At 68.5% G+C, this 24,761-nt stretch carries 23 protein-coding genes; 13 read left to right on the forward strand and 10 right to left on the reverse strand.

From position 1 onward, the window contains the following. Positions 1–34: 34 nt before the first annotated feature. The gene (locus tag C2R22_RS26030) at positions 35–547 is read right to left on the reverse strand and encodes an ABC transporter permease subunit (RefSeq protein ID WP_321169885.1); all 513 of its coding nucleotides are present in this window, start codon (positions 545–547) and stop codon (positions 35–37) included. 6 nt (positions 548–553) lie between these two features. On the opposite strand from C2R22_RS26030, the gene C2R22_RS27115 reads away from it, so the two are divergent. Further along, positions 554–757, forward strand: a complete 204-nt coding sequence (locus C2R22_RS27115) for a hypothetical protein (protein ID WP_321169886.1) — start codon at positions 554–556, stop codon at positions 755–757. 385 nt (positions 758–1,142) lie between these two features. Here the strand turns inward: C2R22_RS27115 and C2R22_RS00705 are convergent, their stop codons facing one another. Further along, entirely contained in the window at positions 1,143–2,744 is a 1,602-nt protein-coding gene (locus C2R22_RS00705) for an ABC transporter substrate-binding protein (RefSeq protein ID WP_245902847.1), read from the reverse strand. Positions 2,745–2,963: 219 nt separating this feature from the next. Then, a complete protein-coding gene (locus C2R22_RS00710) occupies positions 2,964–3,743 on the reverse strand; it encodes an SDR family NAD(P)-dependent oxidoreductase (protein WP_103423865.1) in 780 nt (259 codons plus the stop codon). Positions 3,744–3,863: 120 nt separating this feature from the next. Between C2R22_RS00710 and C2R22_RS00715 the strand changes: the two genes are divergently transcribed. Continuing rightward, positions 3,864–5,417 (forward strand): TCP-1/cpn60 chaperonin family protein, encoded by a 1,554-nt coding sequence (locus C2R22_RS00715; RefSeq protein WP_103423866.1) that lies wholly within the window; start codon positions 3,864–3,866, stop codon positions 5,415–5,417. 27 nt (positions 5,418–5,444) lie between these two features. On the opposite strand, the gene C2R22_RS00720 is transcribed toward C2R22_RS00715, so the two are convergent. Next, entirely contained in the window at positions 5,445–7,124 is a 1,680-nt protein-coding gene (locus tag C2R22_RS00720; protein ID WP_103423867.1) for a TCP-1/cpn60 chaperonin family protein, read from the reverse strand. A gap of 783 nt (positions 7,125–7,907) precedes the next feature. On the opposite strand from C2R22_RS00720, the gene C2R22_RS00725 reads away from it, so the two are divergent. The 3 genes from C2R22_RS00725 to C2R22_RS00735 are packed head-to-tail and all read left to right on the forward strand — an operon-like array spanning position 7,908 to position 11,327. Further along, positions 7,908–9,083, forward strand: coding sequence for an enolase C-terminal domain-like protein (locus C2R22_RS00725; RefSeq protein WP_103423868.1), 1,176 nt, complete (start codon positions 7,908–7,910; stop codon positions 9,081–9,083). Continuing rightward, positions 9,083–10,180 (forward strand): Gfo/Idh/MocA family protein, encoded by a 1,098-nt coding sequence (locus tag C2R22_RS00730; protein WP_103423869.1) that lies wholly within the window; start codon positions 9,083–9,085, stop codon positions 10,178–10,180. Before C2R22_RS00725 ends, C2R22_RS00730 begins: the two co-directional genes overlap by 1 nt. A 7-nt stretch (positions 10,181–10,187) precedes the next feature. Continuing rightward, positions 10,188–11,327, forward strand: a complete 1,140-nt coding sequence (locus C2R22_RS00735) for a mandelate racemase/muconate lactonizing enzyme family protein (protein ID WP_103423870.1) — start codon at positions 10,188–10,190, stop codon at positions 11,325–11,327. Positions 11,328–11,472: 145 nt separating this feature from the next. On the opposite strand, the gene C2R22_RS00740 is transcribed toward C2R22_RS00735, so the two are convergent. Beyond that, positions 11,473–12,270, reverse strand: a complete 798-nt coding sequence (locus C2R22_RS00740) for an ATP-binding cassette domain-containing protein (protein ID WP_103423871.1) — start codon at positions 12,268–12,270, stop codon at positions 11,473–11,475. Positions 12,271–12,402: 132 nt separating this feature from the next. Here C2R22_RS00740 and C2R22_RS26815 point away from each other — a divergent pair, with 132 nt between their 5' ends. The 3 genes from C2R22_RS26815 to C2R22_RS00755 all read left to right on the forward strand — a co-directional run bounded on the left by C2R22_RS26815 (position 12,403) and on the right by C2R22_RS00755 (position 14,545). Continuing rightward, complete coding sequence (locus C2R22_RS26815) at positions 12,403–12,978, forward strand: ABC transporter permease (RefSeq protein WP_103423872.1); 576 nt, start codon at positions 12,403–12,405, stop codon at positions 12,976–12,978. After that, a complete protein-coding gene (locus tag C2R22_RS26820) occupies positions 12,975–13,382 on the forward strand; it encodes an ABC transporter permease (protein WP_281259253.1) in 408 nt (135 codons plus the stop codon). The genes C2R22_RS26815 and C2R22_RS26820 overlap by 4 nt, the downstream gene beginning before the upstream one ends. Positions 13,383–13,444: 62 nt before the next feature. Then, positions 13,445–14,545 (forward strand): substrate-binding domain-containing protein, encoded by a 1,101-nt coding sequence (locus tag C2R22_RS00755; RefSeq protein WP_103423873.1) that lies wholly within the window; start codon positions 13,445–13,447, stop codon positions 14,543–14,545. A 189-nt stretch (positions 14,546–14,734) separates the two neighbouring features. Here C2R22_RS00755 and C2R22_RS00760 read toward each other — a convergent pair whose 3' ends face one another. From C2R22_RS00760 to C2R22_RS00770, 3 genes are read right to left on the reverse strand one after another with little or no spacing between them, the layout of a single operon-like run. Then, positions 14,735–15,517: an SDR family NAD(P)-dependent oxidoreductase gene (locus tag C2R22_RS00760; protein ID WP_103423874.1), complete on the reverse strand. Its 783-nt coding sequence runs from the start codon at positions 15,515–15,517 to the stop codon at positions 14,735–14,737. A gap of 38 nt (positions 15,518–15,555) precedes the next feature. Then, complete coding sequence (pdxA, locus tag C2R22_RS00765; RefSeq protein WP_103423875.1) at positions 15,556–16,596, reverse strand: 4-hydroxythreonine-4-phosphate dehydrogenase PdxA; 1,041 nt, start codon at positions 16,594–16,596, stop codon at positions 15,556–15,558. Beyond that, the gene (locus C2R22_RS00770) at positions 16,583–17,860 is read right to left on the reverse strand and encodes a four-carbon acid sugar kinase family protein (RefSeq protein ID WP_103423876.1); all 1,278 of its coding nucleotides are present in this window, start codon (positions 17,858–17,860) and stop codon (positions 16,583–16,585) included. Before C2R22_RS00770 ends, pdxA begins: the two co-directional genes overlap by 14 nt. A gap of 268 nt (positions 17,861–18,128) precedes the next feature. Between C2R22_RS00770 and C2R22_RS00775 the strand changes: the two genes are divergently transcribed. Genes C2R22_RS00775 through C2R22_RS00785 form a run of 3 tightly spaced genes read left to right on the forward strand, consistent with a single transcriptional unit; the run spans position 18,129 to position 20,742 of the window. Beyond that, the gene (locus C2R22_RS00775; protein WP_103423877.1) at positions 18,129–19,322 is read left to right on the forward strand and encodes a UxaA family hydrolase; all 1,194 of its coding nucleotides are present in this window, start codon (positions 18,129–18,131) and stop codon (positions 19,320–19,322) included. Then, a complete protein-coding gene (locus tag C2R22_RS00780) occupies positions 19,319–19,633 on the forward strand; it encodes a UxaA family hydrolase (protein ID WP_103423878.1) in 315 nt (104 codons plus the stop codon). Before C2R22_RS00775 ends, C2R22_RS00780 begins: the two co-directional genes overlap by 4 nt. Further along, positions 19,630–20,742: a UxaA family hydrolase gene (locus C2R22_RS00785; protein ID WP_103423879.1), complete on the forward strand. Its 1,113-nt coding sequence runs from the start codon at positions 19,630–19,632 to the stop codon at positions 20,740–20,742. The genes C2R22_RS00780 and C2R22_RS00785 overlap by 4 nt, the downstream gene beginning before the upstream one ends. A gap of 142 nt (positions 20,743–20,884) precedes the next feature. Here the strand turns inward: C2R22_RS00785 and C2R22_RS00790 are convergent, their stop codons facing one another. Then, the gene (locus tag C2R22_RS00790) at positions 20,885–21,649 is read right to left on the reverse strand and encodes an IclR family transcriptional regulator (RefSeq protein WP_103423880.1); all 765 of its coding nucleotides are present in this window, start codon (positions 21,647–21,649) and stop codon (positions 20,885–20,887) included. Between the two features lie 84 nt (positions 21,650–21,733). Continuing rightward, positions 21,734–22,690 (reverse strand): C-terminal binding protein, encoded by a 957-nt coding sequence (locus C2R22_RS00795; RefSeq protein ID WP_103423881.1) that lies wholly within the window; start codon positions 22,688–22,690, stop codon positions 21,734–21,736. A 280-nt stretch (positions 22,691–22,970) separates the two neighbouring features. Between C2R22_RS00795 and C2R22_RS00800 the strand changes: the two genes are divergently transcribed. Continuing rightward, on the forward strand, positions 22,971–23,705 hold the full coding sequence (locus C2R22_RS00800) for a fumarylacetoacetate hydrolase family protein (protein ID WP_103423882.1): 735 nt from the start codon (positions 22,971–22,973) through the stop codon (positions 23,703–23,705). A 100-nt stretch (positions 23,706–23,805) separates the two neighbouring features. Next, positions 23,806–24,681 (forward strand): fumarylacetoacetate hydrolase family protein, encoded by an 876-nt coding sequence (locus C2R22_RS00805; RefSeq protein ID WP_103423883.1) that lies wholly within the window; start codon positions 23,806–23,808, stop codon positions 24,679–24,681. Positions 24,682–24,761 lie beyond the last annotated feature (80 nt).

Genomic DNA, 24,761 nt, shown 5'->3' on the forward strand with positions numbered 1-24,761 from the left:
AGCAGCAGCCGACTGCGGCGTGTTTCGTTGATCATTAGACGTACAGCTCCTCCTCGTCCTGGATCACGGTCACGTAGAAGATGGCCGCGGCCATCGAGATGACGATCATCGCCATCCCCAGCGTGTACGCCCGCGAGAACTGCAGGTTGACGTACGCCGTCTCGTAGGTGAGGATGCTCATCAGCATCGTCCGCGTCCCGGGTCCGCCGCCGGTCAACTCGAACGGCTGGGCGAACTCCGCGACGTTCCACGCCGTCCGGAGCGCGAGGATGATGATGGTGGGGGTGACGAGGTGCGGGAGCGTGACGTCACGGAACCGCCGGAGTCGCCCCGCACCGGCGAGCGCCGCCGCCTCGTACTGCTCGCGGGGATTCCCACGATGGCGGCGGCGTAGATGATGCCGGCGTAACCGTAGTCGTGCCACGACTGTGCGACGATGAGCGAGACGTACGGCCAGAGCCCCTCCGAGAGGAAGCCCGGCGCCTCGACCCCGAGGAAGTCCGAGACGACCAGCGGGAGCATCCCGAAGTCGCTGTTGAGGAACCACATCCAGATGACACCGCCCGCCAGCGGCGCGGAGAAGTACGGCGACATGATGATGGCGCTCGTCCAGTCGCGCCAGTTACCTCGGATTTCGCTCAGGAGCAGCGCCGCGAACAGGCCGATGATCAACTGGAGGAGCGTCGTCCCGAAGACGAACACGAGCGTCCAGCCGAACGCGAACTGGAACAGGTCGTTCGTCAGGAGCCACGCGTAGTTCTCGAGGCCGATGAAGCTCCCCCCTTCCCCGAGGCGCGTGTTGGTGAAGGTGAGGTACACACCCCTGACGATGGGGAAGTAAAACAGGAGGCTGAACATCACGAACGTCGGGATGATGAACAGGTAGCCGATCCAGTTCTCCCGCACCCTGTCTACGAGTGTCGTCTCCTCCAGACCATACTTCTGTCTGATGTGTTGTGCGGTCTCTTGTGACACGGTAAGCGAGTGTTCATGGTAATCATTGAAAACGCTTTGGGAGTCGCCTCCCGAGAACGGACGTAGTACGTCGCTCGCCGTGAGAGTCGTCTTCTCGGTCCTTCGGCTGAGCGGTGAAGCGGACCGGACGAACGCACCCGGCCTCGAACGACCGGCGACGGCTCGTCTTACCGGCCGAGCCGTTCTTCGATGCGCTGGCGGATGAGGCCGGGCGTCTCCTCGACGGAGTGCTGCCCGGCGATGGCCTCGCTGATGGTCTCGTTGATGTCGGTCCACCGGATCGGGTCGGTGTCCCTGACGTCCCACGCCGCGCCGGTCGTCGCGTACTGCGTGCCGTAGGTGTTGACGTTCTCGTACGCCTGCTCGGTGCTCTGTGCCATCTCGTACTCGTCGAGGATCGGCTGGAGCTTCGTCTGCAGGCCGGGGAGCGACTCGTAGTACTCGCCCCACGCGGGCAGCACGAACTCGTCGTCGTCGAGCAGGAACATGTTGAGGTCCCACGCCGCGTTCTGCTTCGCGTCGCTGGCGTTGAAGATGGTCTGCTGCTGTTCGAGCGCCCACATGTGGCCGCCGTGTTCGCCCTCGACGCCTTCGAGGTCGCTGATGCCGAAGTTGCTCCCGAACTCGGGGTCGACCCTCGGGTGCGGCAGGAGCATGAAGTCACCGCTGCCGTCCTGCCACCCGAAGTTGACGTCCTCCTTGACGGCGGTCCAGCGACTCGCGGTCGGGACGGCGTAGTTGAACGACGCCACCCGGTCGGTGAGCATGAGCGACGGAATCTCCTCGTCGCCGCGCTGGGAGGACTCCGAACTGCTGAACTCCTGAGCCATCTTGACGCAGGTCTTGATCATCCCGTCGGTCTTGCCGCGGTCCTCGTGGCCCTCGTTGGCCACGACGATGGTGTTCTCTCCACCCGGGCCGCGCATCCACGGGTCGGTGCCGCCGGTGTACGCCGTTCGGGCGTACCCCCAGTACGATTCGAGGTCGCCCGGGACGCCGGTCTCCTCGTAGGCGATGGCGTCGGTCTGCTCGTCGATCTTGCGAACGGCGTCGAGGAACCCGCTCCACGTCGACAGTTCCTCCATCGGGTCGCTGACGCCGACCTGACTGAACAGCTTCGGGTTGATGCCGAGGTTGCTGTTCGTGTGGCGCATCCCGCCCGCGGACCAGTACTCGCCGCGGTACTGTGCCGACTCGATGTTCGCCGTCGTGTAGTCGTCCGGCAGGTTCGACGTGCTCTCGATGAACGGTGCGTGGTCCGGCACTTTTCCATCGAGGTAGAACTGGAGTCCACCGCCGCCGGATTCGGCGAACGTCGGCGGGTTCCCCGACGAGACGGTCGACGCGAGCTTCGAGCGGATGTCACCGTACGACGCCGTCTGCAGCTTGACGGTCACGTTGCCGTTCTTCTCCTCGAACGTCCGCATCGACTCCTGGAAGTGCGACTTGATACCGGAGTTCTCGGCCGCCTGCGCGTTCAGGTAGTCGATGGTGACGCTCTCGGAGCCTCCGGAGTCCGAACTCCCCGAGTCGGAGTCAGAATCGCCGGAACCGGACTCGGTCGACCCGGAGCCGGATTCGGTCGACCCGGAGCCCGAGTCGTCGCCGCCCGAGTCGTCGCCGCCCGTACAGCCCGCGAGCGCCCCGAGCGCGCCGACGCTCGCTGTGACCGCTGCGGACTGCATGAAGTGCCGTCTCGATGGTGTCGTGTCGTCCACGTCGTCGGATCGCTCTGCGCTCTCCTGACTATCCGTGTCGCCTTGTGACATCGTAGTTCTTCATTATACACAATGTACTTAAATTTTTCTAGCAAAAAGCGTCGACGCGGCGGGAACGGGCGCTTCATCGGGTCACGTCGTCCGACTCCGAGCGCACGCCGCCGCGCGGCTCGGCCGCCGGGACGTTCTCTCCCGCGGTGGGCGGCCGATCCGTGTCCACCGGCGACGGGACGAGTCCGCCGTCACGACTCCAGCGCCGTCTCTGGGTGCTCAGTCGTCTTTGCAGCCCCAGCCGAACGCCGTCCAGCCGCCGTCCGCGGTGAGCACTTCGCCGGTGACGAAGTTGTCGCCCGAGGCGAGGAACTGCACGCAGTTCGCCATCTCCTCGACCGTCCCGAACCGGTCGAGCGGCGTCCGGTCTCTGACGTCCTGCTGGTCGAACCCGGCGTCCTCCTGTGCCTGCTCGACCATCTCGGTCATGATGTACCCCGGCGCGAGCGCGTTCACGTGGATGTCGTGTTCGGCCCACTCGACCGCGAGACACCGCGTGAGGTTGTTGACGCCGCCCTTCGTCGTGTTGTACGGCGTCCGGTCCTGTTGACCCATGCTCCCCATCATGCTGGAGATGTTGACGATGCTGCCGCCGTCGCCCTGCGCTATCATCTGTTTGCCCGCTGCCTGCGCGCAGTAGAAGACCCCGGTCAGGTTGACGTCGAGGACCGTCTGCCAGTCCTCGGCGCTCATCTCCTCCGCGGGGCCGCGGATGTTGATGCCCGCGTTGTTCACTAACACGTCGAGCCGCCCGAACTCCTCGACGGTCTCGTCGACCAGGTTCTCGACCGACTCCTTGTCGCTGACGTCGACCTCCACCGGGTGGACCGAGTGTCCCTCCGCTTCGAGGTCCGCGGCGACCCGTTCGCAGTCCTCTATCGTCCGCGAACAGACGACGACGTTGTCACCGCTCTCGGCGAACCGCGTCGCGATGTGTTTTCCGATCCCTCGGCTCGACCCGGTGACGACGACTGTCCGGGCTGCTCGTTCGCTAGCCATGGTGTGCGAAGCCAGTCCACACGCGGTCTGTTAACCGTTTCGCTCCTCCCTGCCGTGAGGCGTCCACCGACGCCGCGCGGAAGGCCGTACACTTATGTCGGGCCACGGTTGACTCCCGGTATGCACTCCGACGCACGGGAAGCGCTCCTCGCCGACGTCACCCGCGTCTGTGACCTCGTCGGGACGATGCTCGGCCCGTTCGGGACGAACAAGCTCGTCGTCGAACCCGGTGGCCGCGTGACGACGACGTCGTCCACCAGCCTCTTTCTGGACCGGTTGAACCTCGACGACCCGGCGACGACGCTCCTCCGCCGGGCGGCGTCGGATTTCCGCGAGACCCACGGGGACGGCGCGACGAGCCTCGTCCTCCTCACGGGGGCGCTCCTCCGCGCCGCGGACGACCTCGCGGCGCAGGGCCTGCACCCGACGGCCATCGCCCGCGGCTACCGCGAGGCGCTCGACGTCGCCCGGGCGGAACTCGACGCGCAGGCCCGCCCGCTCTCGCTCGTCGGCAGCGAGGCCGTCGCCGAGAGCGCGCTCACGGGGACGCGAAACCCGGCGACCCGGGCGCGCGTGAGCGAGGCCGTGACGAACGCGGTGGCCGACGTGTCGGCGGCCGGCGGCGGCCGCGAGAGCGTCCACGTCCTCGGTCGCATCGGCGGCACCGGCGACACGGAACTGTTCCGCGGCGTCGTCGTCGAGACGCCGCCCGCCTCGGAGGCGATGCCGCGCCACCTCCCCGACGCGGGCGTCGCCCTCCTCTCGTCGACGGTGGACGTCCCGAAACTCGGGAGCGCGACCGAGTCGGGGAAGACCACCCGCTCGCTCGACGTGGATACGTTCGAGGAGCGGGCGGCCATCGGCGAGTACGAACGCGAGGAGTTCCGCCGTCTCCTCGGGTCGGCGCTCGACGCGGGCTGTCGGTTCGTCGCGACCGAGGGCGGGGTGAACGAACGCGTCGAAGCCCTCCTCGCCGAGGCCGGCGTCACGGCGATTCAGCGCGTCGACGACGACGTGATGCGCCGACTCGTCCGGTGTACCGGTAGCCAGGTCGTCCCCTCGCTCGCCGAGGTCACGCCGGAGACGATGGGGACGGCCGACGTGCGCGTCGAGCGACTCGCCGGCCGCGAGTTCGTCCACGTCGACGCCGACCACTCGCCGGTGTACTCGCTCGTCTGTCGCGCGCCCGACCCGCGCGCGGTCTCCGCGTTCGAGGAGAGCGTCGAGGGCGCGGTCGCTGCCGTCTTCGCGGCGCTCGCCGACGAGCGCGTCGTCCCCGGCGGGGGCGCGGTCGAGATGGCAATCGAGCGCGCTGTCCGCGACGCCGCGACCCAGCACGACGGCGTCGAACAGTTGGCCATCGAGGCGTTCGGCGAGGCGCTCGCCGCGCTCCCCCGCGCGCTCGCGGTCAGCGCCGGTCTCGACGGCTGGGCCGGCGTCATCCGCCTCCGCGTGGCCCACACCGAGGGCCGGTCCGCGTTCGGCGTCGACAGCCTCCGCGGCGAGACGCGGGACGTCCTCGACGGCGAACCCATCGTCGACCCGCTCGGGCTGAAGCGCGCCGTCCTCGACGCCGCGACCGACCTCTCGACGCAGTTGCTCCGCATCGACGCACGGCTGTCGGCGTCGGATCTGAGCGACGACGACGGCGTCGCCGACGGCCCGCCGGTCTGAACCTGACCTCTCCTCTCGACCGTCGGCTCAGGCGTGTTCGGTCTGCGGGTCGAGCCGTCCGAGGTCGACCCCCGGCGTGACGACGGCGTCGATACTGAGGAGTTGCTCCGCCGTCGCCACCGCGCTGTCGACCGCCTGCGAGAACACGCGACGGGGCTCGACGACGCCGTGGTCCCACGCGTCCACCGGCTTCCCGGTGTCGACATCGAACCCGATGGGGGCGGGCGACGCTGCCGACGCGTGTGCGTTCCTGAGCGTCGCCTGCACGCGCAGCGGGTCGTAGCCGGCGTTCGCCGCGAGCGTGACCGCGAGCGACTCACAGACGTCGGCGAACGCCTCGATAGCCAACTGTTCTCTCCCCTCGACCGACCGGGCGAACGAGCGGAGGTCGTGTGCGACCGCGAGCGGCGCCGCACCGGCACCGGGGAGGAGTTGCCGGTCGAGCGCCGCGACGGCGGTCGTCTCGACGGCGTTCTCCACGAGCGTCGCGTTGATGCGTCGGCTCTGTTCGGTCGGTGTCCCGACCACCAGGGTGAACACGGAGCCGTCGCACTCGTCGAAGTAGGTCCACTTCTCGTCGCCGACGCGGCGCTCGTACACCTGCCCCGCCCGTCCGAGTTTCGACCGGTCGAGGTCCGCCACGTGTCCGACGACGGAGGCACCCGTCGCCCGCGCCACGCGGTGGATATCCGACTTCGGGTACTGCACCCTGTCGACGACCGAAACGCCCCGTGCCCGGATGGCCCGCGCGACCGAGTCGTCCAGTTCCTCTCTGACGACGAGGACCTCGACCCCGAGGTCGGCGATGCCCGCCGCGACCGACTCGACCGCGGCGTCTCGCGCGCTCGCGTACGCCGACAGTCCGCCGGCGGTTTCGAGGGTGACGCCGCCCGACCCGTCGCTCCCGAAACTCGTCGCGGTCTCCTCGACGTCGATCTCGCGCTCGACCACGGCGACGGTCGCGCCCGTTCGGACGCCCTCGACGGAGGGGGACCAGTCGAACGAGAGCCGACTCCGCTCGCTCGTCTCGTGCGCGCCGGGACGGCGCTTGACGACCTGCCCCCGATACAGTTCGCAGCCGTCGCCGACCGTGGTCCGGACGGTCACGTCGTCCGTGTCGAACCACTCACCGTCGCTCTCGGCGGCGAGTCCCGCGACGGCGGCGGAGACGGCGTCGGCGTACTCGTGACGCCGGGTCGCGTCGAGGTCGGTCGTCAGCGTCGACGAGGCGACCTGCGAGAGGAGCGTCCGGTCCGTCGGGTCGACGGGACGGGCGAGGCCGTCGAGGACCTCCCCCGCCCGGTTGGCGGCCATCGCGTAGCCGACGTGTATCGACCCCGGGTGGAGGCCCTCTTCGATCAGGTCCACCCCCGACTCGACGAGTCGCGCGCCGAGAAGCGCCGCGGCCGTCGTCCCGTCGTGGAGTCCGCGTCGGACCGAGTCGAGGCCGTCCACGAACAGCGCCGCGACCGGGTGGACGAAGCCGTCGCCCCGTTCGATAGCGTCGAGAATCTCCCCCGCGTCCTTCGTCACGACGGTTTCGGGCTCCCCCTTTCCGTCGAACGTCAGGACGACCGAGTCGGACCCACGTGGGCCGTACGTCGAGGCCACGAGCGACTCGACCGCCCGCGTCGACTCGACGACGTAGCTCCGCGCCGCCTCGTCGCGGGCCAGCCAATCCGTCGTCCGCGACTCGTCGTCTGTCATGGTGTGCCGCAGTAGAGCCCGTCATATAAATCTATGTGGCTCCCGTTCGCCACCCCCCTGCGCGTGGCAGCGCCGCGACGACGTCTCACGCTCTCTTCGAACGTGCTCCGGCCGAACCGGCCGTGGGTCGTCGACCGACACACGGTCGAACACGCGGCCAGTCACCGCGTTTCGGGGCATACGACCTCCCGGAGTTCGACCGTCACTGTTCGACATTGGTGAACGAGATGCGGAGCACCGTTATCGACCGCTCTCTCACCCGTCCATACGGAATTTGAGGATGTCTGTGTGTCAGACCGAGGGCCTCGACGTCCGACCTGATTCGGTAATACACGGAGAAAACGCGTCTCAGACGTGTGTTCGAGACGACCGGTCCGCGAGCGAGCGGTGTCCGATATGAGTGTAAAATCACTCCGTGGAGTGACCTCTCGGAAGTCGAATCCGGGTGTTCGATACAGAGCGGGTGAGTGCGGTGATTTTTCGGAACGCTCCTCTCCGAAATCTCCGGCCGGCGTTCCGGCGGGGGAACCACTCGGAATCGCGGGACGACACGACGACTAGCGGTTCGTCGCGTCTTCGGTGTTCGAGAAAATTACAGACATATATCTGTAACTTCTACCGGCGGTTACGGCGAACCGCGGGGGTCGAAGACGTGCGGGGGTCGCTCCGGCGGAGGCGTGCGATATGGTCGCACAAGGGTTTGATGACGGTCGACGCGACGGTCCGTCGGCGGTCCCGATCCCCATCGCCACCATTTATTACCGAGCCAACTGAGGTCGACGCATGGCACCGACTATCACTCGGATCGAGAGCACCGAGTTTCAGTACGAACTCGAAGACGTCGGCACCGACGGCTTCGGGTTCAACCTCGCGTACGAACCCGGGACGACGACGGTACGAAAACTGTTCGCCGTGCGGATACACACCGACGAGGGGGTCACCGGCGAGTACATCGGCGGGAACTCCCCCGGAGCGGCACAGATCAACACGTTCGCGGACTACCTCGTCGGGCGCAACCCGCTGCACCGAGAGAAACACTGGAGCGAGGTGAAACGGGCGCTCAGGAAGTACGACCGGATGGGGATGGGTCCCATCGACATCGCGCTGTGGGACTTCGCGGGCAAGTACTACGACGCGCCCATCCACGAACTGCTCGGCACCTATCGAACCCGACTCCCCGCCTACGCCTCCACGTATCACGCCGACGACGCGGGCGGCCTCGACTCGCCGGAGGCGTACGCCGACTTCGCCGAGACGTGCCGCGACGCGGGTTACCCCGGCTTCAAGATTCACGGGTGGGGCGGAAGCGACGAGGCGCGGCAGGTCGAGCGCGAGGTGGAGACGGTCCACGCGGTCGGCGAGCGCGTCGGAAGCGAGATGGACCTCATGGTCGACCCCGCGTGCGAACTGGAGACGTTCGCCGACGCCCTGAAGGTGGGGAAAGCGTGCGACGAGCAGGACTTCTTCTGGTACGAGGACCCCTACCGCGACGGCGGCGTCTCCCAGCACGGCCACGCGAAACTCCGGGAACTCATCGACACGCCCCTGCTGCAGACCGAGCACGTCCGGGGGTTAGAGCCGCACACGGACTTCGTCGCCAACGGCGCGACCGACTTCGTCCGCGCGGACCCCGAGTACGACGCGGGTATCACGGGCGCGATGAAGGTCGCTCACATGGCTGAGGGGTTCGGCCTCGACGTGGAGTTCCACGCGCCCGGCCCGGCCCAGCGACACTGTATCGCGGCGACGCGCAACGCGAACTACTACGAGATGGCGCTCGTTCATCCCATCGCGCAGAACACGCCGCCGCCGGTGTACAAGGGCGACTACTCGGACATGTTCGACGCCATCGACGACGACGGCACCGTCCCCGTCCCCGACGACCCCGGACTCGGCGTCGACTACGACTGGGACTTCGTCGAGGCGAACAAGACGGGGAGCGTCCACGTCTACGAGTGATGACGTACCGCGCAGGCATCATCGGCGCCGGCGGCATCGCGGGGATGGGTATCCTCGGGATGCACGACACCGACCAGATCGGAAAGAAGAAGTTTCAGGCGAGCCACGCGGGCGGGTACGACGCCACCGAGGACATCGAACTCGTCGCCGTGGCCGACGTGAGCGAGGAGCGCCTCGAACGGTTCGGCACGGCGTGGGACATCCCCGAATCGGGGCGGTACGTGGGCCACGAGGCGATGCTCGCGGCCGAGGACCTCGACGTCGTCTCCGTCTGTACGCCCTCGTACCTCCACCACGACCACGCTGTCGACGCGGCGCGTTCTGCGGCCAGCCCCGACGCCATCTGGTGTGAGAAACCCATCGCCTCCTCGGTCGCCGACGCCGAGGAGATGGTCTCGGTCTGTGATGAGACGGGGGTCGAACTGGTGGTGAACCACTCGTTCCGGTTCACCGACAAACTCCACCACCTCCGGGAACTCCTGGTCGAGGAGGACCTGCTCGGCGAGGTGCGCTCGGTGGGCACGCAGTTCCGGATGGAACTCATGCGGAACTCGACGCACCTCCTCGACACGCTCGTCTACCTCCTCGACGCCCGGGCCGACCAGGTATCGGGGTACATCACCGGCGAGAACGAGGCGGTCGACTCGCTCGACGCCGCAGCACAGGTGGACGACTCGGGCGGCGGCGGGCACGTCGTCATGGACGACGGGACGTTCGTCACGGTCGACTGTACGCTCCCCCGGGAGATATCGTCGATGAACCTCCAGTTCATCGGCACCGAGGGGAAGCTCTACATGAACAACGACGACGGCGAGTGGCGGTACTGGCGGCTCCGGGACGGCGAACACGTCGAGAGCGACCTCCCCGGCATCGAGGGCGCGTGGACGTGGGACGACGACTACCGCGAGGCGTTCCCGAACGCGGCCGCCCACGTCGTCGACGTGCTCTCGGGAGACGCCGAGAACCGCTCGACCGGCGAGGAGGCGACGCGCTCGCTCGAAATCATCGTCGCCTTCTACCTCTCGCACTTCACGGGGAGTCGCGTCTCGATTCCGCTCGACCGCCCGCTGCGCGACGTCGAGATAACCTCCTGGTGACGAGACGATGTCCGACGTCACCGTCGAGCGCGTCGAGACGGTCCCGCTGGAAGCGCCGCTCGACGAACCGTTCGGCTACGCACAGGAGTGGGTCGAGACGCGGGCGGCGCTGCTCGTCCGAGTCGAGGCCAGCGACGGCACCGTCGGCTGGGGCGAGTGCTGGGGTCCCATCGCGGGGACGCGCGAGACCGTCGACCGACTGCTCGCCCCGGAACTGGTGGGTACGGACCCCACACCGGTCGAACGTCGCTCGGAGGACCTCTACGACCTCGGGCGGCGGGCGTACCAGTCGGTCGTCCCGCTGCCGGCGCTCTCGGGCGTCGACCTGGCGCTGTGGGACCTCGCGGGGAAACTCGCCGACGTTCCGGTGTCGCGTCTGCTCGGCGGGGCCCGTCGGGAGTCGGTCCGCGCCTACGCGACGGGCCACTACTTCAGACACGACGCGGCCCTCGAAACCCAGTACGAGTCACTCGCCGCCGAAGCGCGGAAGAACGCCGCCGCGCTCGGGGCCGTCAAGGCCAAAGTCGGTCTACAACTCCTCGGGTACGGCCCCGACGAGGACGTCGAACTCGTCCGCCGCATCCGCGAGGCGGTCGGCGACGACACGACGCTCATGGTCGACGCGAACTACGCGTACGACGCGGGGACGGCCCGCCGGGTCGGCCGCGAACTCGAACCGCTCGACGTCTCCTGGTTCGAAGAGCCCGTCCCGCCGGAGGACCTCGACGGCTACGCTGCGCTCCGTGACGCGCTCGACGTTCGCGTCGCCGGCGGCGAGTGTCACGCGCCGTACGAGTTTCGTCGGCTGTTCGAGCGCGGCGGGCTCGACGTCGCCCAACCGGACGTCTGCAACGTCGGTGGACTCACGGCCGCCCGTCGGGTGGCGGCGCTCGCCCGCGAGTACGGCGTCCCGGTCGTCCCCCACGCCTGGGGCACGCCCGTCGCGCTCGCGGCGACGCTCCACCTCGTCAGCACCCTTCCCGACGAACCGTGGCTCGAGTTCGACCGCTCGGCCAACCCGCTCCGCGAGGAGCTCTCGCCGTCACCACCGAGGCCCGATGGCGACGGGCGCGTTCCCGTCCCCGACGGGCCGGGGCTCGGTGTCGACCTCGACTCGGCGGCGATAGAGCGGTATCGCATCGACTAGCAGCGCCTCGGTGTACCGCTCACAGGTCGCTCGGGTGGTCGCCACCTCGCTCGTCACTCGGGTCGCGTCGACCGTGCTCGTCCCGCTGGTGAGACCGCTCGGAGACGTCGTGTGAAGAGCCGTCCGGAGCAGGTTCGACCGCGTCTCAGGCGTCTGCGGGCTGTTCGGTCCGGTCCGCGTCCGGCATCCCACTGACCATCCGTCGCACGATATCCTCGCGTTCGACGTTCTCCGCGTCGACGACGCCCGCGCTTCGACCCTGGTGGAGCACCTGAATGCGGTCGGCGGCCCGCCGGACGTAGTCGAGGTTGTGCGAGATGAGGATGATCGAGATACCCTGCCGCTGCATTCGGGCGATGAGTTCGAGGACCCGTTCGGCGCCTTCGACGGAGAGCGCGCTCGTCGGCTCGTCCATGATGACGATTTTGGGGTCGGAGAGCAGCGTTCGCGAGATACTGACCAGTTGTCGTTCCCCCCCGGAGAGGTTGGCCACCTTCTCGTCGACGTCGACGCCGATCTCCAACTCCTCCAGCAGTTCGCGGGCGCGCTCTCGCATCGCGCGCTTGTCGAGGACGCCGAGGAGCGTGTCCGGCCCGGACACCGTCTCACGGCCGAGGAAGATGTTCTGGGTGACGGTGAGGTTACCGGCGACGGCGAGGTCCTGGAACGTCGTCTCGATACCGAGTCGCTTCGCGGTCCGTGGACTGTCGATAGTGACCGGTTCACCGTCGATGCGAATCGTCCCCTCGTCCGGCTCGTGTGCGCCGGCGAGGCACTTGATGAGCGTAGACTTCCCAGCGCCGTTGTCGCCCGCCAGCGCCAGCACCTCGTTCCGGCGGAGTTCGAGCGACACGTCTTCGAGGGCGACCACCTCGCCGAACGTCTTGGTGATCGCGTCCATCTCGACGACGAGGTCTTCGTCGGGAGCACTGGCGTGCGCCATGTGACTCATGTCGATAACTGGCGTGAAAAACGTTCGCACGGGAGGGTCCTCGCCGCCACCATGAGGCCGACTGGCACGTGACTCGAACGCATCCCCCAAGGTATAAACCGGTGCTCGTAGAAGGTGGCTGTCATGTTGAACTCGGTCGTCGCTTCGACACGGACACGACTCTCCGTCGGGAGCCTGAGTCGCTACGGACCGCTCATCGGGCTGGTCGGGCTGTACGTCGCCTTCACGCTGACGAACGACCGGTTCCTCACCGTCGGCAACCAAGTGAACGTCCTCCAGCAGGTGTCCATCATCGGTATTATGGCGATCGGCGTCACGTTTCCCATCCTCTGCGCCGAGATCGACCTGAGTATCGCACAGGTGATGGAGGTCGCGGGGCTGACCATCGCGACGCTCGCGGTCGGCGCGCGACTCTTCGAGGGGTCAGCGGTGCCGGCCCCGCTCGCCGTCCTCCTCGGACTGAGTCTCGCCGGCCTCTTCGGCGCAACCTCGGGCTACGTGACGGCACGGTTCGGTGTCCCCTCGTTCATGACGACGCTTGCGGTGCTGTTCCTCGCCGACGGTTTGGGCCTCATCGTCTCCGGCAACCGCCCCATCATCGGGCTGCCGGAGTCGCTGACGGCCGTCGGGGGTCGCGGATTCTGGGGTTCCCGAGTATCGTCATCGTCTTCTTCTCGCTGCTCGTCGTCTCACAGTTGATCCTCTCGTACACGAAGTTCGGACTGTACGTGTACGCCATCGGCGGCGACCGGCAGGCAGCGGAGCGGATGGGCATCGACGTGGCGAAGGTCAGACTCGGCACACTGGTCATCTCGGGCGTCTTCGCCGGTGTGGCTGGGCTGGTGACGCTCGGCCGCCTCGGGAGCGCCGTTCCGACGATGGGTGCCGGGCTCCTGTTGCCTCCCATCGCGGCGGTCATTCTCGGCGGGGCCGACCTGTTCGGCGGGTCGGGGAACATGATCGGAACGCTCGTGGGCGTCCTCATCCTCGGCGTGTTGCAGAACGGGCTCAACCTCCTCGGTGTCGACCCGGCGGGACAACTCGTCGCGCAGGGCGTCGTTCTGATGCTGGCCGTCCTCGCGAACGTCGCCGGCCGGGACTGACCGGACGCTCGTCCAATCTCACCGACAGTTCTTTTAATTGGGACCCGAAAGCGTGGTATCACATGTCACGAGACGTTCACAGACGACAGTTCGTACGGAGCAGTCTCGTCGCTGGTACAGCGCTCGTCGCCGGCTGTGCCGGCGGAGGGGGCGACGAGGGCGACGGCGCGGCGACCGAGGGCGGAGACGGTGGCGGGACATCGACCGAAGGTGACGGCGCGATGACCGAGAGCGGCGACGGCACGGAGACCGCCAGTGGGGATGGGACGGAGACGTCCGGAGGCGGCTCGACCCCTCGGGTGGCCCTTTCGGTACCGTCGCTCGAGTTCACGTTCTTCGCGCGGATGGAGAACGCGTTCGAGCAGGCCAAGAGCGAGGGTTTGATCGCGTCCGATTCCTCGTTCTACGACTCGGGGAACTCCCAATCGGCGCAAGTCTCCGACGTCGAGACGGCCATCTCGAACGACGTGGACTTCCTCATGATCTCGGCGATCACCGCGGAGGGCGTCATCAACGCCATCCAGCAGGCCAACGACGCGGGCATTCCGGTCGTCGCCATCGACCGAAACGTCGCGCAGGGGGAGACGGTCACCTACGTCGCCTCGGACAACGTCCAACTCGGCCGCCGGTCGACCGAACTCTGTCTCTCGTTCATGCAGGACAACGCGGACGCGGACACCTACGACGTCGTTCAACTGGAGGGGACTCCCGGTGCGAGCGTCACGAACGAACGGGGGGAAGGCTTCCAGAACGCCGTCAGCGAAAACGACAGCCTGAACCGACTCGCGAGTCAGACCGGCGAGTTCTCGACACAGAACGCCCTGAGCGTGATGGAGGACTTCATCACCCAGTACGGTGACGAGATCGACGGCGTGTTCTGCCAGAACGACCTGATGGCGCTCGGTGCCCACCAGGCGCTCCAGAACGCCGATATGTCGGTGCCCGTGACCGGTATCGACGGCACGCAGGCGTGGGTGGAACTGTTCTCCGACAACCAGTACTACGGCACCATCGCCCAACTCCCCGAGGAGATGGTCACGACCGCAATCGACCGCGGGAAGGCTCACCTCGCCGGCGAGGACGTCCAGGACACCATCGTCATCGAGGGGCTCGAGGTGACACAGGACAACGCCAGCGACTACCTCAGTCAGTACTTCGGCTGATCTCGCCGTCGGAGCAGCCGGTCTTCGGACAGCCACGCGACCGAGCGCGTCGACGTGTCGGTCGCGTTCGACCGTTCGGCGTCTCCGAGATCCACACCGCACCGCTCCTCGTTCCGGTGAACGTGCTGTTCAGCGAGCCGCACACGACGACGGACCCGGTTCGAGAGCGAGTCGTCGCCGGGGCGCGCCTCAGAACACCTGCCACCCGCCGTCGACGTGGAGGAGTTCGCCGGTCACGTACCCGGCGGCGTCGCTCGCGAGATAGAGATACGCCCCCGCGAGGTCCGCCGGTTCGCCCGCTCGTCCGAGCGGGACGGGCTTGATGTGCTCGTCGTTCTCGGCCGCTCGACGCTGTCGCTCGGCGAGCCCTTCGACGAACTCCGTCGCAATCTGCCCGGGCGCGACGGCGTTGACGCGGATGCCGTGCTCGGCCAACTCCAGCGCTGCCCCGCGGGTTATCATCCGTACCGCTCCCTTCGAGGAGTCGTACTGCACCTGGTCGAGTTGCGCTTGGTTCGAACTGATCGAGGCAGTGTTGAGTACGACGCCCGGGTCGTCCCGTTCGAGCATGTCGTTCGCCGCCACCTGTGTTCCGAAGTAGACGCCACGGGCGTTGACCGCGTGCACCTGGTCGAACTCCTCGGGATCGAGTTCGAGGATCGACCCCTCGATGTACACGCCGGCGTTGTTCACCATCACGTCGACGCCACCGAACTCGTGAGCGGCCTCCACGAGCGCGTTCAGCTCCGCGCGGTCGGTCACGTCACAGTCGACGAACGCGGCCGTGCCGCCCGCCTCCTCGATTCGTTCGTGTGTGGGGACGTCCCCGTCTTTCGGTTCCTCGTCCATGTCGGCGACGAGCACCGTCGCGCCGGCGTCGCCGAACTGCGTGGCGACCTCCCGGCCGATGCCCGACGCGCCGCCGGTCACGATGACAGTCTCGCCTTCGAAGTCTGGGTTCAGTCCACCCATGGCGGTCGTGTTCGGCAGGCCGACAGTTAGTCGTTTGGTCAGTCGGTGGTCGAGACACCGTCTGCGGCGGCCTGTCGGTCGCGAGCGACGCTCGCCGCGACTCTCACCGCGTCGACCATGCTCGTCTCGCTGGCGACACCCTCGCCGGCGATGTCGAACGCCGTCCCGTGGTCGACGCTCGTTCGAACGATGGGCAGGCCGATGGTCATGTTGACGCCGCTGACGCCCCCGCTCGCGTCGAACCCGAGCATCTTCAGCGGGATGTGTCCCTGGTCGTGGTACATGGAGACGACGCAGTCGAACTCGCCGCGCGCGGCGGAGCCGTACACCGTGTCGGGCGACATCGGACCGACCGCGTCGATGCCCTCCGCGCGGGCGCGCTCGACCGCCGGGGCGATCTCGGCGTCGTCCTCCTCGCCCAGCAGGCCGCCGTCGCCGGCGTGGGGGTTCAACCCCGCGACGGCGATCCGGGGCTCGTCGACGCCGAGTTCGACGAGCGCCTCGTCGGTCACGGAAATGGTGTCGAGCACCCGGTCGGTCGTCACGAGGTCGCACGCCTCCCGCAGGGGGACGTGGGTGCTCACGTGGGTCACGCGGAGGTCCTCCTCGATGAGCATCATCGAGTAGTTCTCGACCCCCGTGCGCTCGGCGAGCAGGCCGGTGTGGCCGGCGTGGTCGCTCCCGGCGAGCCGCGTCGCCTGCTTGTTGATGGGCGCGGTGGCGATGGCGTCGACGTCGCCCGCGACGGCGAGGTCGATGGCCCGCTCGACGTATTCGAGGCTGGCCGCGCCGTACTCGGCGCGCAGGTCGCCGTACGCGAGGTCCGCGACGTTGTCGCAGTCGACCACCGCGAGCGTGTCCGGGTCGTCGTCGACCCCGTCGAGGTCGCCGTCCGCGACGACCCTCACATCGAGCGAGACGCCGCAGGTCTCGACCGCGCGGCGAACCACGTCGGCGTCGCCGACGACGACGATCCGAGCGAACGCGACGGCGTCGCGGTACGCCTTCACCGCCACTTCCGCGCCGATACCCGCCGGATCGCCCATGGTGACGGCGACGAGCGGCTTACCTGAGGTCATCACGTCCCCCAAGACGGACGGCGCACTTACGTATTGCCCCCGGGCCGCCGAACGCGCCGGCCTTGGTGACGACCGGGACGCCGTCGGCGACGCCGCCGGCGACGCGCCCCAGCGGGATACCCTCCTCGACGGCCTCCCCGGAGAGTGCCACGCCCGTCGCGCCGAGGCGGGAGAGGACGTCCGACGCGACGGCCCCGCCGGTGACGAACAGCGATTCGGGCGGATCGTCGGTCCACAGTCGCTCGACGGCCCCGCCGAGCGCCCTCCCGACCCGCGAGCGAACCGTCGCCCCGTCGAGGCCGCGGTCGCGCCCCGCCCGAATCGCGCGGTCGGCCGCGTCGGCGTCCGGTGCCGAGGTGAGGACCGCGAGTCCCGGCGACGCGAGTCTGTCGGCGCAGGCGGTCGCCGCGGCCGAACTCGCCGCGTCGGGGTCGGAGACGGCCGTCGCGAGGTCGAGCGGGACGAGCGCGCCCTCGGGGAGTGCGCGCAGTTGCTCGCGCGTCGTCGGACTCGTGCTCCCGACGACGCAGAGGACGCTCCGGTCGCGCTCGTCCACTGGTTCGGGTCCGCCGTCGGTCGGGGCGGGCGTCTCGACGTACCGCGCGAGGCCGGCGCTCCCGACGTACAGCACGTCGCACGCGGTCCGTGCCGCCCCCTCGGCGAGGGCGGCGAGGTGTCGCTCGTGCGTGGCGTCCGCGACGACGACCGTCGGCCCCTCCTCGTCTCCCGCTGTTCGCGTGAGCGAGGACTCGACGGCGTCGCTCCCGGCGGCGACGCACTCTGTGCCGAGTCGACTCACCCGGTACGCGGAGTCGGCGAACCGCGTGGGGAGGTGTGCCGTCTCGACCGGCTTGTCCGGGTCGGCACCGGCGTCGGTGTCCGTCACGAGCCTGCCGTCGACGAGGTGGTAGCCCTCGGCGGTCGTCCGACCGTTCCGCGGCGACGCGGGGGCGACCAGCGCGAGGGCCGCACCGGTCGCGTCGAGCGCGGCGTCGACTTCGCTCACGAGGTTCCCCCTGAGCGTCGAGTCGACCTTCTTGTAGACGAACGCGTGCTCGCCCCCGGCGATGGCGTCCCGGACGGCGGTCGCTGCCACCTCCGGCGGTTCGTACCTGGAATCGGTGTCGACGACGAGGACGTCCGTGTCCGCCTCGTGTTCGCCCCCCGTCGAGACGAGCGTGCGACAGCCGCGCGCGGCGAACTCGTGGCCCGTGTCCGACGCCCCGGTCAGGTCGTCCGCAACGACGAGTCCCGTCAGAGTCATGCGGACACGGTTCGGCGAGGGGTGGCAAAAACCCCTCGTGTCGTCCTAACGAGGCACGCGAGAACCGGGACGCACGCGAGACACACAGAGCACACATCGCACGAGCGTGTCGGGAACGACGCGCGTCTGATCGAGGGGGCTGGATTCGCGCTCTTCGGGGTCGTGGGCGACCGTACGCGACCGTGCCACCGGTCGCGGGCACGCTCCGATTCACCGGTCGGAGCGTGGGGGGGAAAGGTTAACATATCTGTACGAGTGGAGTGTACGCATGGGACACACGTTCAGGGGATACCGACGATCAGACGGTCGTGTCGGTGTCCGGAACCACGTCGCGGTGATTCCGACGTCGGTCGCCGCGTCGGCGGTGGCGTCGGCGGTCGCCCGCGAGGCTGGCGCGTGGGCGCGCGCGACCCCACACCAGCTCGGGACGAGCCAGCCGGAGCCGGCACAGCGACAGACCGAGCGCGTGCTCGCCGGCATCGGCCGCAACCCGAACGTCGGCGCGGCGCTGCTCGTCGAACTCGGGACCGAGGACATCGAAATCGAGGACCTGGCGGACCGCATCGCCGGAAGCGGGACACCGACCGAGACGCTCTGCATCCGCGAGGCCGGCGGGACGGAGAGCGCGCTCGCGGAGGGAGCGGACCGCCTCTCGCGGCTCAACGACGAGGCCGAGCGGGCCCGACGCGAGGAGGCGGACGTCTCCGAACTCGTCTTCGGCGTCGAGTGCGGCGGCAGCGACGCGACGAGCGGCATCGCGGCGAACCCCGCGGTCGGCTCCGCCTGCGACCGCCTCGTCGAGGCCGGCGGCACCGCCTGCTTCAGCGAGACGCCGGAGTTCATCGGCGCCGAGCACATCCTCGCCGAGCGCTGCGTCGACGACGAGACGCGCGCTCGGCTCCTCGAACGCGTCGACGCGCGGGAGGGGATGGCCGAACTGATGGGGGTCGACCTCCGCGGCGCGCAGCCGACGCCGGGTAACCAGGAGGGCGGACTGACGACCATCGAGGAGAAGAGCCTCGGCGCCATCTCGAAGGGCGGCACGTCGCCCGTCCGCGGCATCGTCGACTACGCGGAGGACCTGCCGGTCGGCGGCGGCCTCGTCCTCATGGACACCCCCGGGTACGACGTCGAGAGCGTCGTCGGCAAAGTCGCCGGCGGCGCGCAGGTCGTCGCGTTCACCACCGGTCGCGGGAGCACGACCGGCAACCCCATCGCGCCGGTGATCAAGGTGACGGGGAACCCGAAGACCTGGTCGCGGATGTCGAACAACATGGACGTCAACGCCGGGACGGTGTTCGACGGCGAGTCCATCGACGCCGTCGGCGGGCGGGTGTTCGAGACGCTCGTCGACGTGGCCGACGGCCGACGGACCGAGGCCGAACGCCGTCGGCTGGAGGAGTTCGCTATCAACGAGATTCAGCCGGAGGAACTCAGCGAGCGCGAGGGGGCCAGCGCATGAAGGGTCGCGTCCTCGACGACAGGGTGTTGCTCATGAGCGACGACGACACCGTCGGGACGGCCGTCGACGACCTCACCGCCGACACCGAACTCGACTACGACGGCGAACGGGTCGTTCTCAGTGAGGACGTCCCGTTCGGGCACAAGGTCGCCCTGGCGGCACACGAACCGGGAGACGCCGTCCGGAAGTACGGGGAGGTCATCGGCACGGCGACGGCGCGTATCGACACGGGCGAGTGGGTCCACACGCACAACTGCGAGAGCACGCGCGGCCGGGGTGACCGGGCCGCGAAACGGGGTGAGACGGCGTGAGCGCGCCGACCGTCACGCGGCGCACCTTCCAGGGCGTCTCCCGGGACGACGGCGGCGTCGGGGTTCGCGACCACGTCCTCGTCTTACCGTCGGTCATCTGCTCGCACTTCGTCGCCGAGCGCATCGCCGAGCGCGTCGACGGTGCGGTCGCGACGCCGCACGACCACGGCTGCGCACAGCTCGGCGCGGACAACGAACAGACCCGGCGGACGTTCCTCTCGCTCGCGCAGAACCCGAACGTCGCCGGAGTGGTCGTCGTCGGCCTCGGCTGCGAGGAGGTCCAGAGCGCCGACGTCGCCACCGCCCTCACCGACCTCGGCGTCACGGTGCGCGAGCTGTCGATACAGGGCGTCGGCGGGACCGACGAGTGCGTCGAGGCGGGCGTCGAGGCGGCGCGCGAACTCGTGGCGTCACGACGCACTGAGCGCACGCCCGCCGACCTGAGCGAGGTGACGCTCGGCGTCGTCTCCAGCGACCTCGACGCCTCGACCGTCGAACGGGCGGATCCGCTCGTCAGCGAGGCGGCCCGTGCCGTGGTCGCCGCCGGCGGTCGCGTCGTCGTCGCCGGCTGTGAGCGACTCACCGCCCACCCCGAGGCGGCGCGCGACGCCACGGCCGACGCCGCACGCCCGGCGCTCGAAGACCTCCTCGACAGACACGAGGGACACCCGGACCGCGCGACGCGGGTCGGCCGGTTCGCGCGGAACCACTCGTTCGAGGTGGCGACCGGGGCGTGGGGCGACCGCACCGTCTCGGAGGTGTTGTGCTACGGCGAGCGCAGCACGCTCGCGGAGGGGCTGGCGGTCGTCGACGCCCCGTCGCGATTCGCCGAGGCGACGACCGCGCTCGCCGCCGCCGGCGCGAACGTCGTCGTCCACGTCACCGGCGACGGCATCATCGCCGGCCACCCGCTCGTCCCCGTCGTCAAGGTGACCGGCGACCCCGGGACCGCCGCCGCGCTCCCGAACGACATCGACGTCGACGCGACGGCGTCGGAGGTGAACGACCTGCTCGAAACGCTCCTCGACGTCGCGGACGGCGAACCCACCCGAGCGGAGGCCCACGGGCTGACGGAGTTCGCCATCACGCGCATCGGCCCGTCGATGTAGCCGTCTCGTCGGCCTCGTCGAGGGGAGTTGGGAGTCGGCGGAACGGCACCTCGAGGACACACGCGTCGAGGGAGCGGAGAGAGCCGAAGAACGGCAGGAACGGGGAGACCGGTCGGGCGTTCCCTGGGAGTCGAGTCGGTCGTTACGAGTACGTGAGGTTGAGTTCCGTGACGTTCGCGGCGCTCATCACGCGCTCTGGAATCTCCGACTCGAACCGCTCGCCCTTCATTCGGCTGGTCGGCCCCGCGACGCTGATGGCCCCGATGGCGTGTCCGTCGGCGTCGGTGATGGGCGCGGCGATGCAGCGGAGCCCCGAGAGCCGTTCGCCGTTGTCGTGGGCGTAGCCGCGCTCTCTGATACGCGCGAGTTCCTCGTCGAGTTCCTCCCGGGACGTGATGGTCTCGGCCGTCCGGGCGGGCAGGCCCCACCGGTCGACTATCTCGTCGACGCGCTCGGCGGGGAGGTGCGCCATAACTGCCTTCCCGAGCGAGGTGCAGTGGAGGCCGACCCGCATCCCGGCGTGGGTGTCGAGGCTCACCGCCTGTGCCCCCTTCGCGCGGTAGAGATAGACGCCCTGCCCGTTCTCCTCGACGAGGAGGTTCGCCAGTTCGCCCGTGTCCTCGGCGAGCGAGTCCACCTCGGGCCGGGCGACCTCGTAGATGCGCATCCGGTCGCGCGTGTGCTCGCCGAAGTCGAGAAAGCGAAGCGAGAGACAGTAGCGGTCGCCCTCTTTGATGACGTACTCGTGTTCGCGCAGCGTTCGGAGGTGACTGTACACCGTGCTCTTCGGCAGGCCGAGCGTGTTCGAGAGCTCCGTCACCCCGGCACCCCCCCGCTCTTTCAGCGTCTCGAGTATCTGTAACGACGTCCCCAGCGCCCCGATCGTGTTCCCCGCGTTCGTTGCCATGCCACACCACTGTTGAAAACGATAATACAAAACGTTTGTTCATTATAGGCGCACGCGGGGAACGACGCTCTCCCTCGCCGTGCGCTACCCGTCGACCGCGGTGTTCACCAGGTGTTCGGGGTCGTCGCCGCGGAGGACGCCGAGGACGTCCCGGGTCACCGTCCGTCGGAGTTCCTCGTACGACTCCTCGGAGTACCACGCGACGTGTGGGGTACAGACCACCTCGTCGCGGTCGAACAGCGCGGTGTACTCCGGCGGTTCCTCGGGCATCACGTCGATACCCGCCCCGGCGAGTTCCTCATCTCGAAGCGCGTCGTGGAGCGCCCGGACGTCGACGGTCGCGCCCCGGGAGGTGTTCACGATGATCGCATCGTCGTTCATTCGCTCGAACGCCCGCGCGTCGAACAGGTGGCGCGTCTCGTCCGTGAGTGGGACGTGGACGGAGACGAAGTCCGAGCGGTCGAGCAACGCGTCGAAGTCGACCTTCGTGACGCCGTGGTCGGCCATCTCGTCGGCGTCGACGTAGGGGTCGTAGGCGATCACGTCGAGGTCGAACGCGCTGGCGCGTCGACCGAGTTCGCGCGGTATCTTCCCGAACCCCGCGAGGCCCAGCGTCCCCCCGCCGAAGCGGTGGATGGGCTTCGCGACGGTCCAGTCCCAGCGTCCGTCGCGAATCTCACGGTCGTAGCGCGCGACCTTCCGGACGCAGGCGAGAAGCAGCGCGAACGCGTGCGTCGACACCTCGTCGAGACAGTACGCCGGGACGTTGAGCACGCGGACGCCGTGCTCCGTGGCCGCGTCGAGGTCGACGCTGTCGACGCCGATGCCGTACCGGCCGACCGCCGTGAGGTCCAGCGCCTCGAACACCGACCTGTCGACCTGTGCGTACTGCACGAGGAGCGCGTCGGCCCCCTCGGCCGCCTCGACGACTTCCGCCGGCGTCCGCGCCTGCGCGGCCGCGAGTTCGACGCCCGCCTCGGCGGCCAGTTCCCGTTCGAGCGCCAGGTCCGGGAAGTCGTAGTCGGTGACGACGACTTTCATCGTCGGGGTCTCCGGAGGCCGGATGTCGGTTCGAGCGCCTCGCTGGCGAGGAGCGTCCCGGCCACCCGGTGACGCTGCACTCGTTCCCGACTCACAATACCCCTTCGTACGCTCGCTGTGTGCTGGTTTGCGTCCATCGGCGACCCGTTCTGTGGTACGTGGTATCAGTCCGATATTCAACCTTTCGTTGCGCGCGAGCCTCTCTTGCTCGCGGCGGCCCTCGGCCCGGAACGTTGACACGAGGCGAAACGTTTTGTCGGTCGCGTCGGATGCGTGCGGTATGCATCACGCGCGTTTTCGTGACCCCGCGGGCAGCGTCCGGACCGGCCAGTGGAACGACGGCAGCGTCGAGTTCGGCGGCGAGACGTTCGACGCCGACGCCGTCGACCTCCTCGCGCCGTGTGAGCCGAGCAAAATCGTCTGTGTCGGACTGAACTACGAGAAACACGCCGAGGAGTCGGGGATGGAGATTCCCGACCGACCCCTCCTGTTCCTGAAGGGACCGAACGCCGTCGCCGCGCCGGGCAGTACGGTGACGCTTCCGGCGGGCAAAGAACGGGTCGACTACGAGGCCGAACTGGGCGTCGTCGTCGGGGACCAGTGTCGGAACGTCTCTCGGGACCACGCCATGGACGTCGTCTCGGGCTTCACCTGCGTCAACGACGTCTCGAACCGCGACGACCAGGAGGTCGAACAGAACTGGATCCGCGGGAAGGCGTTCGACAACAGCGCGCCGCTCGGTCCCGTCGTCTCCACGCCCGACGAAGTCCCGGACGACGCACGGATCAGCCTCCGCGTCAACGGCGAGGTGAAACAGGACTCCTCGCGGGCCGACTTCATCTTCAGCGTCCCCGAACTGATCGAGGAGATCACGACGTACATGACGCTCGAACCGGGCGACGTCATCCTGACCGGAACCCCAGAGGGGGTCGGCCCGCTCTCGGACGGGGACCACGTCGCCGTCGACATCGAGGGGATTCCGACGCTCGAACACGGGGTCCGGACCGTCGACTGAGCCCCCGGACGGACCGACGACTGCGTCGCTCGCCACGGGACCCCGAGCGCAGCACCCGTGCCAACCATTATATACGAGTGTTCGAAAGGGACGCCACACTATGCGATACTACCTGCTCTCGGGAACGGAGCGCTCGGCCTCCTCGCTCGTCGCGCGCGACGGGGACGACGTGTACGACCTCTCCAGCGCGAACGAGAGCGTCCGGACGTTCACCGACCTCGCCCGGACGGCCCACATCACCGACCGGGGCGTCGACGACGTCGCGTCGGGACTGCTCGCCGACGCCGACCGTCTCTCGCCCGAAACGTTCGAAGGACGAGTGGCGTTGCCGGTCACCCCGGACGAGGTGTGGGCCGCCGGCGTCACCTACGAGATCAGCGAGCAGGCGCGGGAGGCCGAGAGCGGGATGCCCGACGTCTACCTCGACGTGTACGAGGGCGAACGGCCGGAGATATTCTTCAAAGCAACCCCTTCCCGAACGGTCGGTCCCGGCGAAGCCGTCGGCGTCCGGGGCGACTCGGAGTGGGACGTGCCCGAACCGGAACTCGGCGTCGTCCTCTACCGCGGGGACCCCGTCGGCTACACCATCGGTAACGACGTCAGCAGTCGCTCAATCGAGGGGAAGAACCCGCTGTACCTCCCGCAGGCGAAGGTGTACGACCGCTGCTGTGCGCTCGGTCCCTGCGTCGCCTCCCCCGAGACCGTCGGCGACCCACACGCGCTCGAACTGTCGATGCAAATCACGCGCGACGGCGACGTCCTCTACGACGAGTCGACGAACACCGCCGAAATGGTGAAAACCGTCGACGAACTCACCTCGTATCTGACGCGACACAACGCGGTTCCGGAGCTTTCGGTCCTCCTGACCGGCACCGCGCTCGTCCCCGGCGAGGAGTTCACGCTCGAAGCCGGCGACGAAGTCCACATCGAACTCGACGAGGTCGGGTCGCTCGAAAACGGCGTCGTCGAGGTCTGATAACGGTACGAGGCGCTTTTCTCCGTCGCTTCTCGTCGAACCGCCCCCGAACCGGAAGGGAGTCGCGCGAGCGGTCACGT

The organism is Salinigranum rubrum, assembly GCF_002906575.1.
GTDB classification, from domain to species: Archaea; Halobacteriota; Halobacteria; order Halobacteriales; family Haloferacaceae; genus Salinigranum; species Salinigranum rubrum.

Excerpts from the sequence above, each read along its gene's own strand:
- C2R22_RS27115 (WP_321169886.1), top strand. The coding sequence starts at position 554 with ATGACACCGCCCGCCAGCGGCGCGGAGAAGTACGGCGACATGATGATG.
- C2R22_RS00705 (WP_245902847.1), bottom strand. The coding sequence starts at position 2,744 with ATGTCACAAGGCGACACGGATAGTCAGGAGAGCGCAGAGCGATCCGAC.
- C2R22_RS00710 (WP_103423865.1), bottom strand. The coding sequence starts at position 3,743 with ATGGCTAGCGAACGAGCAGCCCGGACAGTCGTCGTCACCGGGTCGAGC.
- C2R22_RS00715 (WP_103423866.1), top strand. The coding sequence starts at position 3,864 with ATGCACTCCGACGCACGGGAAGCGCTCCTCGCCGACGTCACCCGCGTC.
- C2R22_RS00720 (WP_103423867.1), bottom strand. The coding sequence starts at position 7,124 with ATGACAGACGACGAGTCGCGGACGACGGATTGGCTGGCCCGCGACGAG.
- C2R22_RS00725 (WP_103423868.1), top strand. The coding sequence starts at position 7,908 with ATGGCACCGACTATCACTCGGATCGAGAGCACCGAGTTTCAGTACGAA.
- C2R22_RS00730 (WP_103423869.1), top strand. The coding sequence starts at position 9,083 with ATGACGTACCGCGCAGGCATCATCGGCGCCGGCGGCATCGCGGGGATG.
- C2R22_RS00735 (WP_103423870.1), top strand. The coding sequence starts at position 10,188 with ATGTCCGACGTCACCGTCGAGCGCGTCGAGACGGTCCCGCTGGAAGCG.
- C2R22_RS00740 (WP_103423871.1), bottom strand. The coding sequence starts at position 12,270 with ATGGCGCACGCCAGTGCTCCCGACGAAGACCTCGTCGTCGAGATGGAC.
- C2R22_RS26815 (WP_103423872.1), top strand. The coding sequence starts at position 12,403 with ATGTTGAACTCGGTCGTCGCTTCGACACGGACACGACTCTCCGTCGGG.
- C2R22_RS00755 (WP_103423873.1), top strand. The coding sequence starts at position 13,445 with ATGTCACGAGACGTTCACAGACGACAGTTCGTACGGAGCAGTCTCGTC.
- C2R22_RS00760 (WP_103423874.1), bottom strand. The coding sequence starts at position 15,517 with ATGGGTGGACTGAACCCAGACTTCGAAGGCGAGACTGTCATCGTGACC.
- pdxA (WP_103423875.1), bottom strand. The coding sequence starts at position 16,596 with ATGACCTCAGGTAAGCCGCTCGTCGCCGTCACCATGGGCGATCCGGCG.
- C2R22_RS00770 (WP_103423876.1), bottom strand. The coding sequence starts at position 17,860 with ATGACTCTGACGGGACTCGTCGTTGCGGACGACCTGACCGGGGCGTCG.
- C2R22_RS00775 (WP_103423877.1), top strand. The coding sequence starts at position 18,129 with ATGGGACACACGTTCAGGGGATACCGACGATCAGACGGTCGTGTCGGT.
- C2R22_RS00780 (WP_103423878.1), top strand. The coding sequence starts at position 19,319 with ATGAAGGGTCGCGTCCTCGACGACAGGGTGTTGCTCATGAGCGACGAC.
- C2R22_RS00790 (WP_103423880.1), bottom strand. The coding sequence starts at position 21,649 with ATGGCAACGAACGCGGGGAACACGATCGGGGCGCTGGGGACGTCGTTA.
- C2R22_RS00795 (WP_103423881.1), bottom strand. The coding sequence starts at position 22,690 with ATGAAAGTCGTCGTCACCGACTACGACTTCCCGGACCTGGCGCTCGAA.
- C2R22_RS00800 (WP_103423882.1), top strand. The coding sequence starts at position 22,971 with ATGCATCACGCGCGTTTTCGTGACCCCGCGGGCAGCGTCCGGACCGGC.
- C2R22_RS00805 (WP_103423883.1), top strand. The coding sequence starts at position 23,806 with ATGCGATACTACCTGCTCTCGGGAACGGAGCGCTCGGCCTCCTCGCTC.